Annotated in this window: 18 protein-coding genes; 4 read left to right on the top strand and 14 right to left on the bottom strand. The window is 43.7% G+C overall.

The genetic code is table 11. The features are described from left to right. Window positions 1-72 precede the first annotated feature (72 nt). From UB32_RS07560 to UB32_RS07580, 5 genes are all read right to left on the bottom strand, one after another. Window positions 73-864 (bottom strand): DUF1444 domain-containing protein, encoded by a 792-nt coding sequence (locus tag UB32_RS07560; RefSeq protein ID WP_044392550.1) that lies wholly within the window; start codon window positions 862-864, stop codon window positions 73-75. 79 nt (window positions 865-943) lie between these two features. After that, entirely contained in the window at window positions 944-1,258 is a 315-nt protein-coding gene (locus UB32_RS07565) for a thioredoxin family protein (RefSeq protein WP_044392552.1), read from the bottom strand. Between the two features lie 140 nt (window positions 1,259-1,398). Beyond that, complete coding sequence (locus UB32_RS07570) at window positions 1,399-1,902, bottom strand: hypothetical protein (RefSeq protein WP_044392554.1); 504 nt, start codon at window positions 1,900-1,902, stop codon at window positions 1,399-1,401. Window positions 1,903-2,033: 131 nt separating this feature from the next. After that, entirely contained in the window at window positions 2,034-2,564 is a 531-nt protein-coding gene (locus UB32_RS07575) for a DUF84 family protein (protein ID WP_044392556.1), read from the bottom strand. 129 nt (window positions 2,565-2,693) lie between these two features. Beyond that, window positions 2,694-3,767, bottom strand: a complete 1,074-nt coding sequence (locus UB32_RS07580) for a M42 family metallopeptidase (RefSeq protein ID WP_044392558.1) — start codon at window positions 3,765-3,767, stop codon at window positions 2,694-2,696. Between the two features lie 190 nt (window positions 3,768-3,957). On the opposite strand from UB32_RS07580, the gene UB32_RS07585 reads away from it, so the two are divergent. Beyond that, complete coding sequence (locus tag UB32_RS07585; RefSeq protein ID WP_044392560.1) at window positions 3,958-4,272, top strand: PepSY domain-containing protein; 315 nt, start codon at window positions 3,958-3,960, stop codon at window positions 4,270-4,272. Window positions 4,273-4,302: 30 nt separating this feature from the next. On the opposite strand, the gene UB32_RS07590 is transcribed toward UB32_RS07585, so the two are convergent. After that, window positions 4,303-5,142 carry a YtnP family quorum-quenching lactonase gene (locus UB32_RS07590; protein WP_044392563.1) on the bottom strand — a complete coding sequence of 280 codons (840 nt, stop codon included), beginning with the start codon at window positions 5,140-5,142 and terminating at the stop codon, window positions 4,303-4,305. A 289-nt stretch (window positions 5,143-5,431) separates the two neighbouring features. Next, entirely contained in the window at window positions 5,432-6,076 is a 645-nt protein-coding gene (gene trmB, locus UB32_RS07600; protein WP_044392566.1) for a tRNA (guanosine(46)-N7)-methyltransferase TrmB, read from the bottom strand. 147 nt (window positions 6,077-6,223) lie between these two features. Between trmB and UB32_RS07605 the strand changes: the two genes are divergently transcribed. Further along, window positions 6,224-6,502, top strand: coding sequence for a YtzH-like family protein (locus UB32_RS07605; RefSeq protein ID WP_044392568.1), 279 nt, complete (start codon window positions 6,224-6,226; stop codon window positions 6,500-6,502). 31 nt (window positions 6,503-6,533) lie between these two features. On the opposite strand, the gene UB32_RS07610 is transcribed toward UB32_RS07605, so the two are convergent. The 4 genes from UB32_RS07610 to thpR all read right to left on the bottom strand — a co-directional run bounded on the left by UB32_RS07610 (window position 6,534) and on the right by thpR (window position 11,389). Further along, window positions 6,534-7,307 (bottom strand): phosphotransferase family protein, encoded by a 774-nt coding sequence (locus UB32_RS07610; protein WP_044392571.1) that lies wholly within the window; start codon window positions 7,305-7,307, stop codon window positions 6,534-6,536. 291 nt (window positions 7,308-7,598) lie between these two features. Continuing rightward, entirely contained in the window at window positions 7,599-9,737 is a 2,139-nt protein-coding gene (pulA, locus tag UB32_RS07615) for a type I pullulanase (protein ID WP_044392573.1), read from the bottom strand. Between the two features lie 72 nt (window positions 9,738-9,809). Beyond that, entirely contained in the window at window positions 9,810-10,778 is a 969-nt protein-coding gene (locus tag UB32_RS07620) for a hypothetical protein (protein WP_044392574.1), read from the bottom strand. 35 nt (window positions 10,779-10,813) lie between these two features. Continuing rightward, window positions 10,814-11,389, bottom strand: a complete 576-nt coding sequence (gene thpR / locus UB32_RS07625) for an RNA 2',3'-cyclic phosphodiesterase (RefSeq protein WP_044392575.1) — start codon at window positions 11,387-11,389, stop codon at window positions 10,814-10,816. A gap of 188 nt (window positions 11,390-11,577) precedes the next feature. On the opposite strand from thpR, the gene cysK reads away from it, so the two are divergent. Beyond that, window positions 11,578-12,513 (top strand): cysteine synthase A, encoded by a 936-nt coding sequence (gene cysK, locus UB32_RS07630; RefSeq protein ID WP_044392576.1) that lies wholly within the window; start codon window positions 11,578-11,580, stop codon window positions 12,511-12,513. Window positions 12,514-12,608: 95 nt separating this feature from the next. On the opposite strand, the gene speD is transcribed toward cysK, so the two are convergent. The 3 genes from speD to pepV form a co-directional block, all read right to left on the bottom strand. Further along, window positions 12,609-13,457, bottom strand: a complete 849-nt coding sequence (gene speD, locus UB32_RS07635) for an adenosylmethionine decarboxylase (protein ID WP_044392577.1) — start codon at window positions 13,455-13,457, stop codon at window positions 12,609-12,611. A gap of 183 nt (window positions 13,458-13,640) precedes the next feature. Continuing rightward, window positions 13,641-14,495: a D-amino-acid transaminase gene (dat, locus tag UB32_RS07640; RefSeq protein ID WP_044392578.1), complete on the bottom strand. Its 855-nt coding sequence runs from the start codon at window positions 14,493-14,495 to the stop codon at window positions 13,641-13,643. 30 nt (window positions 14,496-14,525) lie between these two features. After that, complete coding sequence (gene pepV, locus UB32_RS07645; RefSeq protein WP_128721511.1) at window positions 14,526-15,941, bottom strand: dipeptidase PepV; 1,416 nt, start codon at window positions 15,939-15,941, stop codon at window positions 14,526-14,528. 459 nt (window positions 15,942-16,400) lie between these two features. Between pepV and UB32_RS07650 the strand changes: the two genes are divergently transcribed. Beyond that, complete coding sequence (locus tag UB32_RS07650; RefSeq protein WP_023626930.1) at window positions 16,401-16,622, top strand: DeoR family transcriptional regulator; 222 nt, start codon at window positions 16,401-16,403, stop codon at window positions 16,620-16,622. Window positions 16,623-16,667: the final 45 nt, after the last annotated feature.

Here is a 16,667-nt window from a genome sequence, read left to right on the forward strand (position 1 = left end):
ATAAATTACGGGAATGCAGGTTACATGAATAAAAAGAAAAAGCCCGTACAATCGGGCTTCCTCTGCTGCATCTTATTTTTTTGTTTTACCCAAAATAAAAATTGGTTCTAATTTTCCATCTTCATATAAAAAACTTAAGGCAGTGATCGGTACCCTTCCACTTGCAAAAAAGCTCATGGTCATCTCGGCGAGGATATCATAGCCGGTATTATTTTCTACATCAGCGATGATCAGCACATCCTGGTGGGGAACGGCTACAGCCATGGTCCCCTTCGCTTTTTTCTTCATTTCATTCAACAAGCTTGTATTCAAAATTCTGCTCGCATCATAGCCATCATTTGTATTGAGGAAATAAAAACTGTTGTCCGCCACACGATCCTCCTTCAGCTTGACGGTAAGGGAACGGACATTGAACAAAGCTGTTTCGCGCACTTGCTCCGCAGACCAGTCTTCTTTCTTCAGCAGTTTTGAATCAATCAGCCTGTAAGTAGTTCCTAAATCTAAAGCATAATAGATCCTTGTTTCAGCTGTATGATCATCGTACAGGAAGGGCGTGCCCTCCTCCGCTTCCGATGGAAAGGACGTCGAACGGATGACAGGGAAGATGTTTTTTTCCTTGCCAGACAGCTCAAGTTGACTTTCCATCGCATTTAAGCCTTCGGAAACATAGTAGACAACTTCATCAATCGCCTTTTCTTTCTGATCCTGCCACTTGGCGACAATCCCGGACAAGGAAATCGTAATGCCGCGCCCCGTGTTTTTATTTTCAATCCTCAACTGATCCATTTCTCGGTCATAGGATATTGTCCTGTCCGAACGCTGCAAACGGTTTTCAAGCTCATTACGCATTTTTCTGCTGTCCATTTGTATCCCTCCCCTTCCTCAGGAGTTTCTGAATCTAACATAAAATTTCCCACCAACTCAGGAAAAGTGGGGGAAAGGATTAAGCAAGGCCTTCAATAAAGTTTTCGATTTCAGCCTGTGTTTTTCTGTTCTTGCTGACAAATCGCCCAAGTTCTTTGCCGTTATCAAACGCGATAAAACTTGGAATGCCAAAAACATCCAGCTGAATGCATAAATCGATGAAATCATCGCGGTCAACAGTAACAAATTCATAGTCGCTGTACTTGCTTTCAATTTCAGGCATGACTGGTTCAATCATGCGGCAGTCTGGGCACCAGACTGCCGTAAATAAAAATATATGTTTTCCCTCGTTTTTCATTGTTTCAAATTGTTCCATTGACTCCAAAGTTTTCATTTTGTTTCCTCCTGTTTAATCTAGGTTTACTTTTCCTATTGTACCCATGCATGTTAAAAAAAGAAACAAATCTGATTATGAAGAGCAAGTAAAAAAAGCTGCCTGAGCTTATACTAGCTTCAGACAGCGCCGAGATTGAGCTATTTGACGTTCACGGAATTTGCGATGGACATCATCGTCTCTGCATCTTCTTTTACATTTTCGGTTTCTGTAGTAAGCTTGACCCCGCCAATGCCGACAATTACTTGATACTGATTTTCTTTCAGCTGTTTGACCATCATATAGCCAAATTTTCCATTTTCACTGAATGTCTCATTAGCATCCCATTCCTTCTGCTGCTTCGCAGTGGAATCATAGACCACTTTGCTATCGTCTTTTTCATGTTGGTTATAAAATAAAATATACGTTTTAGACCCATTCTTAAATAGAATATTATTTGGCTTTTCCTCTTCCACCTTAAAATTGGATGGCAAGTAAAAATCTATATCTTTTGTACTATGATTCGTTTTTTCAGGCTGTGCTTCAAATGTAGTCAAAACGTCTTTTTTTATTTCAGCCTTTTGCTCTGAAAACTGGGCAGAACAACCGCTCAGCAGAAATAATCCTACTATAACAAGCCCAAATGCCCTTCTGAACTCTATCATACTTTTTTCCCCCTAGCTAAGGACTTTGCCACTCCATTTCTATCATACCTTGCCTGTTTGATTGATGACAAGGCTTCCTTAGCATTTTTTGTTGGAAATTAAGTTATTTTTAGAAATTTGTCGATAAATCTTTATAATTTTTCCTGTTTCGTTTGATTCCTATCATATTCAAATTGTCCGGCGAGCAGCTTCATGACGTGGGTAAACATTTCACTGCGATTGATTTGGCCATTTGTAAAAATCCCGATCGCCCCTTCCTTTTCACGGACGTTCTGTTTTTTTACATACTCATCCATCACAGGACCCAATTCGAAGCCAGCCAACAATTGCCGGGCGACTTCATCAGGAAGCGGAATTCTCGCTCCACCAGCAATAAACGGCTCCTTCCCATTCACTGCCAGAGCCCCCCAATTGCAAAGCAGCAGTCCATATGGAGTTTGCTGGACACCACCTTCAAGGCCAATGCCAATTTCCGCTTCTCCTTTTTTTGCAGCCTCAATGGCTCTGTTAACAGCCCCTTTGATGGTTTCCTCATCTGACATTGGCTGGTCGCTCACCCCCGATTCAGCATCAATGGCGAAAATCTCATAATCTGCCCCTATAAAAGCTGCCTTTGCCGCCCTGATTTTTACCAGATTCTTTGAGCCTACTGCCACTTTCATCTATATTTCCTCCTTATCTTCGTCCAGTTATTCACCGAATGACGTCTCTGTCAAATACAGAAATAACCAGGTGACCCCTATGTGACACAAAAAAGGGCAGTGATTAGCTGCCCGTTCTATCTGAGTTGATTAACTATTCTTTTTGATGGTTTCGACGGTTGTCTTATCAGCTGCTTTGACAAGTTTTACGAGCAGTTCCTTCGCTGCCGCATAGTCATCAACATGGATCATGGATGCCGCTGTGTGGATGTACCGTGAGCAGATTCCGATAACCGCACTAGGGATTCCCTGATTCGAAGTGTGGACTCTTCCTGCATCCGTTCCACCTTGGGAAACGAAGTATTGGTATGGTATGTCATGGGTTTCTGCCATATCAAGAACAAATTCCCTCATGCCCCGATGCGTGACCATCGAGCGGTCGAGAATTCTTAGCAATGTTCCCTTCCCAAGCTGGCCAAATTCATTTTTATCACCTGACATATCATTCGCCGGGCTTGCATCCAATGCAAAGAAAATGTCCGGGTCGATCATATTGGCAGCCGTCTGAGCTCCTCGTAAGCCGACCTCCTCCTGGACAGTAGCGCCGGAGTACAAAGTGTTTGGCAACTGAATGTCTTTTGTTTCCCTTAGCAATTCGATAGCCAATCCGCAGCCATAGCGGTTATCCCAGGCTTTCGCGAGAATCTTCTTTTCGTTTGCCATTGTCGTGAACGGACAGATCGGCACGATTTGCTGTCCTGGTTTGATGCCAATCTTGATCGCATCTTCCTTATCATCTGCACCGATATCAATCAGCATATTGTTGATTTCCATCGGTTTATTGCGTTTGGACTCATCCAAAAGATGAGGGGGGATCGAGCCAACCACACCAGTAACTGGACCGTTGTTCGTAATGATCTGGACGCGCTGAGCAAGTAGGACCTGGCTCCACCAGCCGCCAAGCGTCTGGAATCGGATCATCCCGTTTTTCGTGATTGAAGTTACCATGAAACCGACTTCATCCATATGGCCGGCAACCATGATTTTCGGGCCATCCGGGTTCCCCTTTTTCACGCCGAACACACTTCCCAATTTATCCTGGATCAATTCATCAGCATACTGTTCCAGCTGCTCACGCATGAATTTGCGCACAGCATGTTCATTTCCCGGCGCTCCAGGCAATTCTGTCAACGTTTTAAACAGACTTAATGTTTGCTCGTTCATTAATTTGCTCCTTTTCCAAAAAAAATTTAGGTTTGCTAACCATTATGTATATCATCTATTTTACAGAACATTCCCTCTGCTTGCCAGTCTTATTCCTGACAAACAATGATTATCATCGCTAATCCTTTGCTCCAGCTTATGGATTTGGTATGATGAAGCTATCCTATCTAACTTTGGAGGTACTAAGACTATGAACTGGAAAGCCTTTGTCTTCGGCGTTGGTGCCGGTCTTGTATGTGCATACACGGTAAAGGAACTGGCCTCGCAAAAAGAAACAGTCTCTGCAGATAAAGTATTGAATGATGCAAAGGCCGCTTTTAAAAAATCCGGGCCCATCAGCGGTTCATGGATCAATATGACGATTGAACCCTACTCCATTCCGCCAATCGAGTACCAGGTGTATAAAGGCGGGATTACAAGAGATGTTGACGGAAAGGTCGAACAATATGAGTTCATCGCAGATGCTTCAACCGGAGTCATCCTGCACACCTACCCATTGCATTAAGCAATGAAGAATAGACTAGCCGCAGCAGGTCTATTCTTCTCTCGAGATGCTGTCCCTTATTTTTCCATCCTCGTTGAATTGGACGGCCCTGTACACCGAATCATGGTAAAAAGTGAACCATGCATTTCTGCTTATTCCAAATTCAAGCCACTTCTGCTTTGCATAAATGGAATCCATCGGGTAGTCATCATATGCCATCACCCAAAGCGGATTTTGGTGGGCATGGGTCGGCATGATATCAGCCATATGGACCACGGTAGCATTTCCATCCTCCACGATCAGGATGGAATGTCCATCACTGTGTCCTCCAGTGTGAATCATCTTGAGCGGTCCAAAACTCCATTCTTTTTCAAACGTCTCAACCTGCTGTTCGATTCCAAGCCAATTTTCTTTCCAGTATGTACTCCTGGAACGGATATTCGGATTGCGCATTTCATCCCACTCAATCTGTGATGTGATGATTTTCGCGTTGACGAAAACAGATTCCAGTTCCCCATTGACTTCTTTCGTTAATCCGCATGCATGATCAAAATGCATATGTGTCATCAAAACATAGTCGATGTCAGCGACAGTCAGTCCTAGCAGATCCAGTTCGGCATCAAGGTTTGATTCTTCCATTACCCCATAATTTCGTTTCTGCTTCTCATTTAGCTTTCCATTTCCCATTCCGCTTTCCACTAAAAAATTCTTTCCTTCCGCTTGAATGAGAATCGGATCTGTCCTCAGCTTGATCTGATTTTTATCATTTACTGCATACTTCCTCGTCCAAAGCGGTTTCGGCACGACTCCGAACATCGCACCGCCATCCAGATGCGTTTCCCCGCCACTCATCCATCTTAGCTTAACAGTTTCAAGCTCCAGATTTTCCATTGCCCAACCTCCTTTTTCTTATGATTGTATCACTGAAATTTAAATCTTTAAATAATTCAGCTTCTATTTTGATTTTTAACTAGAATGTTTTCTTAGGAATTCTTTTTATTGGCGGAGTTCACAATTTTATTGGCGATTTTCAGATTTTATTGGCGAAAATACATTTTTATTGGCGATTTCCCCTACTTTATTGGCGAAAATAAAATTTTATTGGCGAACTGGAAATTATCAAGCTTTTTTTCCAGTAAAAAAAACCGGTCGATGCAAAATCGCCGGTTCGATCGTCACGCTATTTAGACATAAATTGCACTTCACAGCGAAAAATTCGGCTGCCTCGCAATGAAAATTTTTCTTCGTATTCGGTCATAATATTGCCTTCATAATCGCTATTATGGAGGTCGAGGCTGAGGTAATTCAACTTCATGCCATAATGCGAAAAGCTTATAAGAGAGTATTCAAACAAACCCTGATTATCTGTTTTAAAGTGAATTTCACCATTTTTCACAAGGATGGATTCATAAACCTTCAGGAATGATGCAAACGTAAGTCTACGTTTTTCATGGCGTGTTTTTGGCCATGGGTCAGAAAAATTCAAATAAATCCGGCTTACGTCCCCACTGGTAAAATACTTCGCAAGCTCAGCACCATTTACGTTCATCAGCTTGCAGTTTGGCAAATTTTCTTCAATCAGCCTGTCCAGCGCACTGACAATCACGCTTTCCTGCAGTTCAATGCCGATATAATTCATGTCTGGATTGGCTTTGGCCATCCCTGTGATGAATTGGCCTTTCCCGGTACCGATTTCTATGTGGAGCGGCTGGTCCTTTGTAAAAACCTCTCCCCATTTCCCCCGGTGCTGCTCCGGTTCCTGGATCACAAAATCCGCGTATTCCTTCAATTTAGCTTTAGCCCAAGGCTTGTTTCGTAGTCTCATCATGACACCTCTGTACTATTTTCATTCGTTTCAAACAATATCATGCAACCACGCTGTTTTCAAGGTGAAATTTCTGTTGGCTGCATAAATGCAAAAAGGAATCCACAATCTATATGTGAATTCCTTTTAAAAGAAAGGGTGATCATTGTGCCATTAAGCCACCATGACCAGGTAAATTTATTAAAGGATATATTAACCAACCAGCAAACGGATTGCTGCGGATCGGTTGCCGAGTATCAACAGTTGGAACGATTAATCAAATCATTGATGGTCAACACGAATGTAGACGGTGCCATCAAAACCATTCTCGAGGATGTTTATCAGTACAGCCAAAACGGCGTTAACGCATCCGACCTGGAACAGCATATTGAGGCGAATCGGAATCAGCTATCTCAATGGGTGAATGATATCGGTCCATTCTCATAATTACCAACGACCGTTCACAAACTAGCTATTCTTAAAAAAGGGACTTTAAAAATTCAATCCATTTATCCATTTCAGGAATGCGCTTTTGATTTTTGTGCCATTGAATCGATGTTAATGACTGAGCGACAACATACCATTTCATGCGCAGTCGGAGGTTATCGGTCAAGTGTATCCCATACTTTTCCAGCCAACCTTCCCATTCCTCTACTGGTATATAGGAATAGAGGAGGAGGCCAAGATCAATCGCAGGATCAGCGATCATCGCACCGTCCCAATCAATTAAATACAACTGGTTGTCTTCGGTGAGCAGCCAGTTGTTATGATTGACATCGCAATGACAAACTACTTTTTCAGCGCAGTCAACATCGCCGACAAATTCAGTCAGAAACTTCAACGCATCACTGACTGCAGGATTCCTACTCCATTCCTCATCTAAATCTTCCTGTAAGGCTTGAAGGAACATCTCGGGTTTCAGCGGACTTTTTCCCAGCCTGGTCAGCATTCCAAGAAGCGGATCGGAAGCATGAATTTTCTTCAGCAGCCTGGCAACTCGATCATTGTTCATATCCCCGGGCTTCAGCTCACTTCCGTTCATCCATTGCTGCGCCGTTATCACATCTCCGTTTTCTAACCTTTTCGTCCAAACAAGCTTAGGTACGATTCCTTCTGCGGAGAGTACAGCAAGGAAAGGGGATGAATTTCGTTTTAAAAACAGCCTTTGTTCCTCATGCTGTGCAAAAAAGGCTGCACCTGTTGCGCCGCCAGCAGGAATAATCTCCCAATCCTGTCCAAATAAATGTTCCAAAGTTAGTCACCTTCATTTATCACAATTTCCCCTATGCTGAAAACTGGAAATGGATTCTGTAAAATCTAAATCTAAATTCGCTGTTGATTTGAATAGAAAGCGCATTCCGCCCGGAAAACTGGAACAGTGAAGTTGGCGCTTTTGACTTCACTCGCTTTACAAGCGTCTCCTGCTACTTTGTTAAATAATAGTTGAAATACACAAAATGGCTTATCTAATAAATTTTATCCTCGACGGCTCGGTACGTCAACCCCAACGGCACGAATTTAACATTGGCAAAAAGTTATCCATCTATTTTGCTGCTATGAAAAGAGAGCACGGCTCGAGCAGAACGTTATTTCCTTCCAGTTGTCGAGATGGCTGGGCCGAGGCATTTTGATGGTCAGCAAGAACCAGCCATTTTGCCTGTTCCGGCAGTTCTGCTGTCTGCTGGTCCAAGGAAGGGTTGAACAGCACGACGATTTTATCCCAGCCTGCTTCTGCCTGCAATTCAAAGCCGATCAACGGAGTCTGAAGTGGCAAAAACGTTAATCGCCGGCGGACTTCTTCACTGTCATCCATTCTGAAAGCTTCGTTCGCTGTTCGAATCTCGATCATTCCCTTGATGTAGCTAACATGATTCAGGTTATGATCCCGAAGGTCCCAATCCAGCCAGTTGATGTCATCAGGAGATCCATAACTGTTGGCAACCCCCTTCTTTGTCCGGAAAAATTCTTGGCCGCTGTGTAAAAATGGAATGCCCTGCGCCAGCAAAACCATCGATGTTGCCAGCTTGTGCTGCCTTTTTAAAATCGCTTCTTCTTCCTCAGGATTGGCTATTTTCAGCTTATCCCATAACGTATGGTTATCATGTGACTCAATGTAGTTCACCGACTGCGTCGGCTGGAGGAATAAGCTCTTCCACTTGCCCATTCCAATGCTGCCTGCCAGTACCTGTTTTGCGGCTTCCAAATACCGCTCATTGCCCAAGGCATACCCTTTATCATAAATATTAAAAGTACTGCCCTTGATGGAATCCCGAAACCAGTCATTAAACTGACCAATTTTTGGCAGCTTTGCCTGGTTGGCAATATTGGCTTTCCGGTCATCCGGCAGCGGAGTATTCAAATCCCACCCCTCACCAATGATCAAAACATCAGGCCTTGCATCGTCCACTGCCTTTCTGACGGCAGTCATCGTCTCCACATCAAGGATTCCCATCAGGTCAAAGCGAAAACCGTCTACCTGATACTCCTTCAGCCAGTACAGGACAGAATCAACGATGTATTTTCTCCCCATCAGCCTTTCAGAGGCGATATCGTTCCCGACTCCGGTCCCGTTGGAAGGAAGACCATTTTGATCATGCCGAAAAAAATAACCGGGGACGATTTTTTCAAAAGAGGAATCTTCCCGAATATAGACATGATTAAAAACAACATCCATGATGACACCCATACCCATTTTATGGATCGCAGAAATCAGCTGCTTCAGCTCGGTGATCCGATTGTATGGATCTTCTGGATCTGTCGCATAGCTGCCATCTGGCACATTATAATGGACAGGATTATACCCCCAGTTATAAGACCGTAAAGGGGCCCGTTCGTCTATCCCTTCAAAATCATGAAAAGGAAGAAACTCAATATGGGTGACACCTAGCTGCTGTATATAAGAAAGGCCGGTACTCTCCCCTTTTGGAGTCGCGGTATTCATCTCCGCAGCGCCCAGATAGGTTCCTTTTTTCGAAGCACCACTGTTCGGATGCATAGTCAAATCCCTGATATGGGCTTCATAAATGATCGCATCAACCGGACTCCTCATAGGTGGGCAACTGGTTATTGCTACGCTAGCTTTGGCGCGATCGATCACCACTCCATATTCGCCATTCACCGTTGCTGCGGTTGCATATGGATCAACCGCCTCTCGCCATTCAAGATTGACACACACTAGGAAGGAATAGCGATAAAGCTCTAGGTCTCGTTCAACAGTAATACTCCACACGCCTTTATCTGCCCTTCTCATATGGATGAATTCGGGATGTTGCTGATCATCCGTAAGCAGCTTCAACCTGACTTTCCCGGCAGTAGGAGCCCAGAGCTTGAACGTGCTCTTTTCAGGTGTATAGCTGACCCCAAGATCCATTCCCTCGTAAAAAAAGCATCTGTCAAATTCCTCTGTACGGATGACTGCTCCGATTTGCAGGTCTGTTTTCCCACCATGATCCGTTACTATTTCATATGGCTTGCCGATATCCGGCTGGATACTGGCCAGGCAACTATATTTAACCATTTCCTCAAGATTTCTCTTTTCCTGGATTTCCAAAGGCAAATCAATGCCCTCTCCTTTGAGCCGGAATTCTTTGGATTCACCATGAAAATAAGAATAAGGCAGCAAAACTGTTATCAAGTCTACTTGATCAAGATAGGCATAAAACTCCCTTTCAATGGCAATCATTTCGTTTTCACTCCTCGAGCTGCTTGATTGTTCGTTCTGACAGGATCCCTAATGCCATTCTTGTTGGCATCCTTATTCACCATCTCCTGGCTGATTCTCCCATTCAAGTCTCCTGACCGATGTCGTCTGGCAAAATTGCAGCAGCACCTGAGCTGCTTTTAATTGGATATGCTTTAATGGTGATTTCATTCCTCGCTGAACGATAAACCAGTCCGCAAAATCCCGTTTATCAATGAACTGAACTCCGTACGGCGGCAACGGATAATCGAAGTAGCCATTTCGCGACAGCAGCAATTTTTGCACTGGCAGATCCACTTCGTATAAATCAAAAAGAGCTTTGACAATTTTTTCTGTCCTGTTCAAGGGAATCAGTGGATTAAGGATTTTGGTTTCCGTATTTCTTGTTTTTTTGATCCAGAATCGGTCCTTTGAGCCGATAAAAGCAGCATCCTCCTCTGCTTCCATAAAAGAAATACACATCGCGGCGACGGGAGTGATCAGGACCAGTTCCGCTTCGACCGGCGCTTTTTTCAGTAAAAAGATAGGTTTATATAAAACGAGGAAGGTATCAGGAAAACGCTGAAGCAAAAACTTCAGGGTCGGGTCATGCAAAAAGTCTTTTGCAAGAAAGGATCTCTCCGTCAATGTGGAACTCGCCCATTTTAGCTGGAACGGCAGCAAATTATCAAGGAAATGCTGCTTTAGCCCCTCTTCCGTGTGGATGCTGTGGAGAGAATCGAATGCACCGGAACCGAACAGAATGTCCTGTTCTTCGCTGTGTCGCTGGCCTTCTGGGATCATTTCCGCTTCTACTCCTGATCCATGTAGCCGAATTCTACTCTTGATTTTTTCAATAAAGGACTCAGGTAGTGGTGGAGAGGATTCCTTCATAAAATCGATTGGCTGGTCCGATCCGTGTTCCCACTTCTCCTTCCATCCTTCCCACTGCTTTTTTTTCAGCCGGACATACCTCGAAGGATATAGATAAATATCTTGAGCATAGCGCGATACATAATCTTGAAGTTTGATTAATTGTGCCATTGATTGACCTGCCTTCGTTCCTGCTTCCCTTAGCCTTATTCATTGGGAGCAAGCGGGAATTGTTCGATCGGTTCATACTTAGGGCTTTTCCCCAAATGGGTCTTGTACAAAACAACCCTTCTAGCCTGAAAGGAAATTGGGTCCTTTTTAAAAGGACTCACTGCCCCGAGTGCTGCCTTAGAAAAAGGGGCTTCCCCCAGCCATTTTCTCGCGATGGTAATATGCGGACTGAAGGGACGTTTTTCAAGTTGGAATCCTGCAGCAAGGCAAGCTGCAAACACATCCTGCCTGACTTCTGTCAACTTATGTGAGTCTTTAAGCCCCGCCCAAAACACTCGAGGCGCATCGTTGCGACCAAAAATGTCCAAGCGGTCGACTATCAATTCAAAGGAAGTTTGCAGCTTTATTGCTGCTTCCACTCGTTCATTGGCAGCTTCGATCTTCTCATTAGGAGCATTACCGAGAAACGCCAGTGTAATATGTAGATCCTTAGGATGAACCCAAGATTGAAATGGGAATTCTTTTTTCAAATGTTCGATTCTGCTCTGGATCTCTGCTTTCGCCTCTTCAGGAAGCTCGAGCGCATAGAAAAAATGAGCATGCTGGTCCAATTGTGATCAACATCCTTTCTCGTCTTATTGTAGCAAATGGCATGTGAAATTGGCAGATATTCCTTCAGAACTTTTATTCCTTACAAGTTGATCGGAATAGTATTTTTTTATATGATAAAGAGAAGATATGATTATCTTTTCGATTGCTTCCCTTAGAAACAATCGAACATATTAAAGGAGGATACCCAATGAGAGTCGTTCCTACTATTACTGCATTAATCGGTGAAACACCGTTAGTAAAATTAAACCGCCTGGCACCTGAGGGCGGGGCATCGGTTTACTTGAAGCTTGAATACTTCAATCCGAGCAAGAGCGTCAAAGACAGAGCGGCCTTCAACATGATCGAGGCAGCTGAAAAGGAAGGGAAGCTGAAGCCCGGCTCAACGATCATCGAGCCAACAAGCGGCAATACGGGAATCGGACTGGCGATGAATGCAGCGGCAAGAGGCTATAAAGCAATCCTCGTCATGCCCGATACGATGACAATGGAAAGAATCAACCTGTTAAAAGCCTACGGAGCTAAAGTCGTGCTCACACCGGGAGACGAAAAGATGCCGGGTGCAATCAAAAAAGCAGAAGAATTACGAAAGGAAATACCCGACAGCTATATGCCAATGCAATTTGAAAATGCCGCAAATCCTGATGCCCACCGGAAATCAACCGCAAAGGAAATCATCGACGCAATGAAAGTACTGAAAAAACCGTTGAGCGCGTTTGTAGCTACAGCAGGAACCGGAGGAACGATCACCGGAACGGGCGAAGCATTAAAAGAAGCATTTCGGAACATGAGCGTACACGTCGTCGAACCAGCTGGGTCGCCTGTCCTGTCAGGAGGCAAACCCGGAAAGCATAAACTGGTTGGCACAAGTCCTGGCTTTATTCCCAAAATCCTCAATCAGGATGTGTACGAAAAAATCCATAAAATTGAAGATGAGGACGCCTACGAAACTGCAAGAAGGCTCGCCAGGGAGGAAGGCATCCTTGTCGGCCCATCCTCAGGCGCTGCGTGCTTCGCAGCCATCGATGTTGCAAAGCAGTTAAAACCAGATGAAGTCGTCATTTGCATTGCTTGTGATACCGGGGAAAGATACCTTTCCAGTGATTTATTCCAATTTGAAAATTAACCGTTAAGACTCGTTAGCAATAGCGAGTTTTTTTCTTATTTCAAAATCTCTTGTCTATCGACCTTTCTTCCATGCCGGATTTCTATACCATCCCGCTAGTTGTCCAACTCTTCGTCGTCCTCTTCAAAAATGGTCCCAGAGTGAAGCGTCACTCCGGAAACGATTTCTTCCATCTCGGCTTGAATCCTTTCAGAGATTTCTTCCCGTTCTTCGGGGGACAATGAATCTTTCGTATAGCCGAAAAGATAATTATCAAGATCAAATTCTCTTAGCTTGCATTTAGTATGAAAAATATTTTCTTGATAAACATTGATATCAACCATATCGAATTGATCTTTTACATTTTCTGGAATGTAGTTTTGAATCGAGCTTATGTCATGGTCGATGAACAGCTTGTTTCCTTCCTTATCCCTAGTGAAGCCTCTTACTTTATAATCAATCGTCATTACATCGGTTTCAAAGGAATGGATGAGATAATTAAGCGCTTTTAACGGCGTAATCTCCCCACAAGTGGAGACATCAATATCCGCCCGGAATGTACTGATCCCTTCATCAGGATGGAACTCCGGGTAAGTATGAACAGTAATATGGCTTTTATCTAGCTGCAATACCACATTGTCTGGCAATGGTCCGGGCGATTCATCATACGCTCCATTCGGAATCTCCACAACCGGACCTTCGGATACGAGGATCGTCACACTGGCACCCTGGGGCACGTAATCTTGCTTCGCGACATTAAGGACATGCGCTCCAATGATATCCGCCACATGAGTGAGTATTTTGGTAAGTCGTTCTGCACTATACTGTTCATCAATATATTCAATATACGCTTCCCGCTCTTCCTTCGTTCTCGTATAACAGATATCAAACATATTAAAACTTAATGATTTCGTAAGATTATTGAATCCATGCAATTCGATATGCTGTTCAGGTGTGAATTTCATTTTTATTCCCCCCTGTTCGGTTTTCCAAATAAGAAAAGTCCTGACAGGCTTTCTTATACGGAAACAAAAGCAGTCCTGTTTTTTTAAATATTTTTATGATACCCATTCCTGTCAAGAAAAAACAAAGCAAGCGATTGCTGATCTAGAAAAAGAACCTGCAGCTTTACTGCTGCAGGTTCATAGTCAGATTTGTCCGCATTGTCGTTCGATTTCTGCTTTGAAAAGAGCTTGGAGCTGCCTCGTAACCGAACCTGGCCGCCCGTTTCCGACTGGTTTTCCAGCGACCTCGACAACTGGCATGACTTCGACGGTTGTACCAGATGAGAAAACTTCATCGGCTGAGGATAATTCATCCAGCGAAAATGCTCGCTCCTCAAATGGAATGCTCTCATTTCGACAGATTTCCAACATCTTTTGTCTTGTGATTCCATTCAGAATATGGTTGTCTGCCTGGTGGGTAATGATCACCCCATCTTTGACAATTGATATATTGGAATGGCTGCCTTCCGTAACCGTTTCTCCGCGATGGAGAATGGCCTCGAAGCAGTTTGCTTCTGCCGCTCTTTGTTTGGAGAGCAGGTTTCCTAGTAAGTTCAGGCTTTTAATGTCACAGCGGAGCCAGCGAATATCCTCATCAAGGATGGCACATACCCCTTTTTCCATCGGTTCCACAGGGCGAGGTACTTTGCGCGTATAAGCAACAAAAGTAGTCGCGACATTTTCTCCCGGAAAAACATGATTTCGGGGAGAAATTCCCCTTGTAAACTGCATATATACCGTTCCGGTGTCCACTTCGTTTTTCAAAATGAGTTCTTCCATTCTGGCTAAAAGTTCTTCAGGACTGTACGGTAGCTTCATCTGGATCTTTTCGGCACTCTCCTTGAGCCGCTTTAGGTGCTCCATCCCGGTGAACATTTTCCCGTTGTACACGCGGATGACCTCGTATACGCCATCACCAAACTGGTAACCCCTATCCTCTATGTCCACCTTCGCTGCTGACCTGTCCAGCGTCCTACCATCGACCATTACATATTCCATTTTCTTCCCCTCCTTGGTTTACTAAAATCTCTATTTTGCCAATTCATAAATAGCCTGAGCGTAGATCGCCGTTGCCCGCAAAAGATCTTCGATGATTATATATTCATCCTTCTGGTGTGCGATATCGGGTCTGCCAGGGAACAGCGGGCCAAATGCCACCCCAGATTCAAGTGACCTTGCATAAGTACCGCCGCCAATGGAGAGCAGTTCTGCCTTTTCGCCAACCTGTTCTTCATAAACTTTTTTCAACGTTTGGACAAGGAAATTATTTTCATCAACATGATGCGGATGAGAATTCGAGAAATTCTCGATCGTCAACTCTTCCGTTTCTATAAGCTGATACAGGATTTTTTTTGTCTTTTCCAGATCCGTCGTAACCGGATAACGCATATTCAATCCTGCACGGCCGCCAGTCTCGCGGGAATACGATAGTTTCCCGACATTGATGGTCAAGTCTCCAGTGATATCATCGGAAAAAGCAATGCCCAGCTCCTTACCCCGAGAATCCTTTCCCAAGTAGTTGGCGGTAAATCGGAAGAATTTTCCACTATTTCCATCCAGATTTAATTCAGAAAGGAAGTCGGCCATTAAAAGTCCTGCATTTTTTCCATTGTCCGGTTCCATGCCATGGGCAGAAACTCCTTCCAGTTCAAGGACAAGCTTGCCACTCTCGACGGTCACCTTTCCTGCTAGTTCCTTTTTCCGTTTGAATTCGTCAAAGCGCTGAACAATATCTGTCTGGCCCTGCAAAACGGCAAGCTCCGCTTTTGCGTAATCCGGCACCATATTATATCGGCGACCGGATGAAAATTCGATTACTTCGGAATCAAAGCCTTCTTTTTCGATAACAGCTGGTTTATAAACTAAATCATAATCAGCAATTCCTTTTTCGGCAAAAATGATTGGAAAATCAGCGTCCGGCGCAAAACCGATCGCAGGCATTTCTTCCTGTTCAAAATAATGGTCGACACAGCGCCATTCACTTTCCTCATCCGTGCCAATGATCATCCTGACACGTTTATTAACGGGCAAGCCTGATTCTTTGACAATTTTCATCGCATAATATGCGGCCATGGTTGGACCTTTGTCATCAATTGCTCCTCGAGCATAGATTTTTCCGTCGCGAATGTCAGCGCCATACGGGTCGCTTGACCAGCCATCCCCTTCTGGCACGACATCAACATGGCAGAGAACACCGACGATTTCTTCTCCCTGTCCGAATTCCAGGTGTCCAGCAAGATTTCCAACGTTTTTCGCAGTGAAGCCATCCTGTTCCCCTAATTGAAGCATAAATTCTAATGCTTTCTTTACCCCTTCCCCAAGCGGCGCGTCCAAGGTGCTGTTTTCATCATCGAGAACACTCTTGATTCTCAAGAGCTGCTGAGCATCTTTGATCAAGTCCGATTCTCTTTTTTTTACTTCTTCCATCCAGTTGATCGAAGTCAAGGTGAATACCTCCAATTAAGCGTTATATGTAGCTTTATAGGATCGGGAACATCAAGATGTATTTAGTACCGCAAATCCCATTTGAAAACTTGAATATTATTTTACTCCTTTTTAGCTCGATCCGTAAACAGTGGACAGCCTATTGCTATTTAAATTTTCTAATAACAATCATATTTACGGTGTTTCACAACATATCGTAAAGTATCTATATTGTAAAGAAAGGGAACGTAAGCAAGCGAATTGTTAAATTTTCATAAAAAACCGTGAATAATCTGGAATTTTGAGTTGGTAAAGTGTAAAATAGTCAAAAAAGGTAGGACATCATATAACTTCCTTTTTAAAATGGACGCAAAAGGAGCTGTCTGTATAGAAGAAACTACATACTTGAGGATTCGTCATCAATCAATGTCGGTTGCAGGAATATGACAAAGGGTTTAAAAAAGGATAGGGAGTGGTTGTTTGAAACCTTCGACTAACCGGATGATAAACCGCATCAAATCCATCTACATGTATATATGTCAGAATGGAACTGTCACAACTCAAGATCTTGTAGAGGAATTCGGAATTACTCCTCGAACCATCCAGAGGGATTTGAATGTCCTGGCTTATAACGACTTAGTAAAAAGTCCGAGCAGAGGTAAATGGACAACGACCCAAAAAAAAGTGAAAATGTCGTCTTAGGAACATAACGAAACGTATACCAAACAAATTGAATACACAAAAATC

Origin of the sequence: Mesobacillus subterraneus (assembly GCF_000934845.1) — a bacterium.
GTDB classification, from domain to species: Bacteria; Bacillota; Bacilli; order Bacillales; family Cytobacillaceae; genus Mesobacillus; species Mesobacillus stamsii.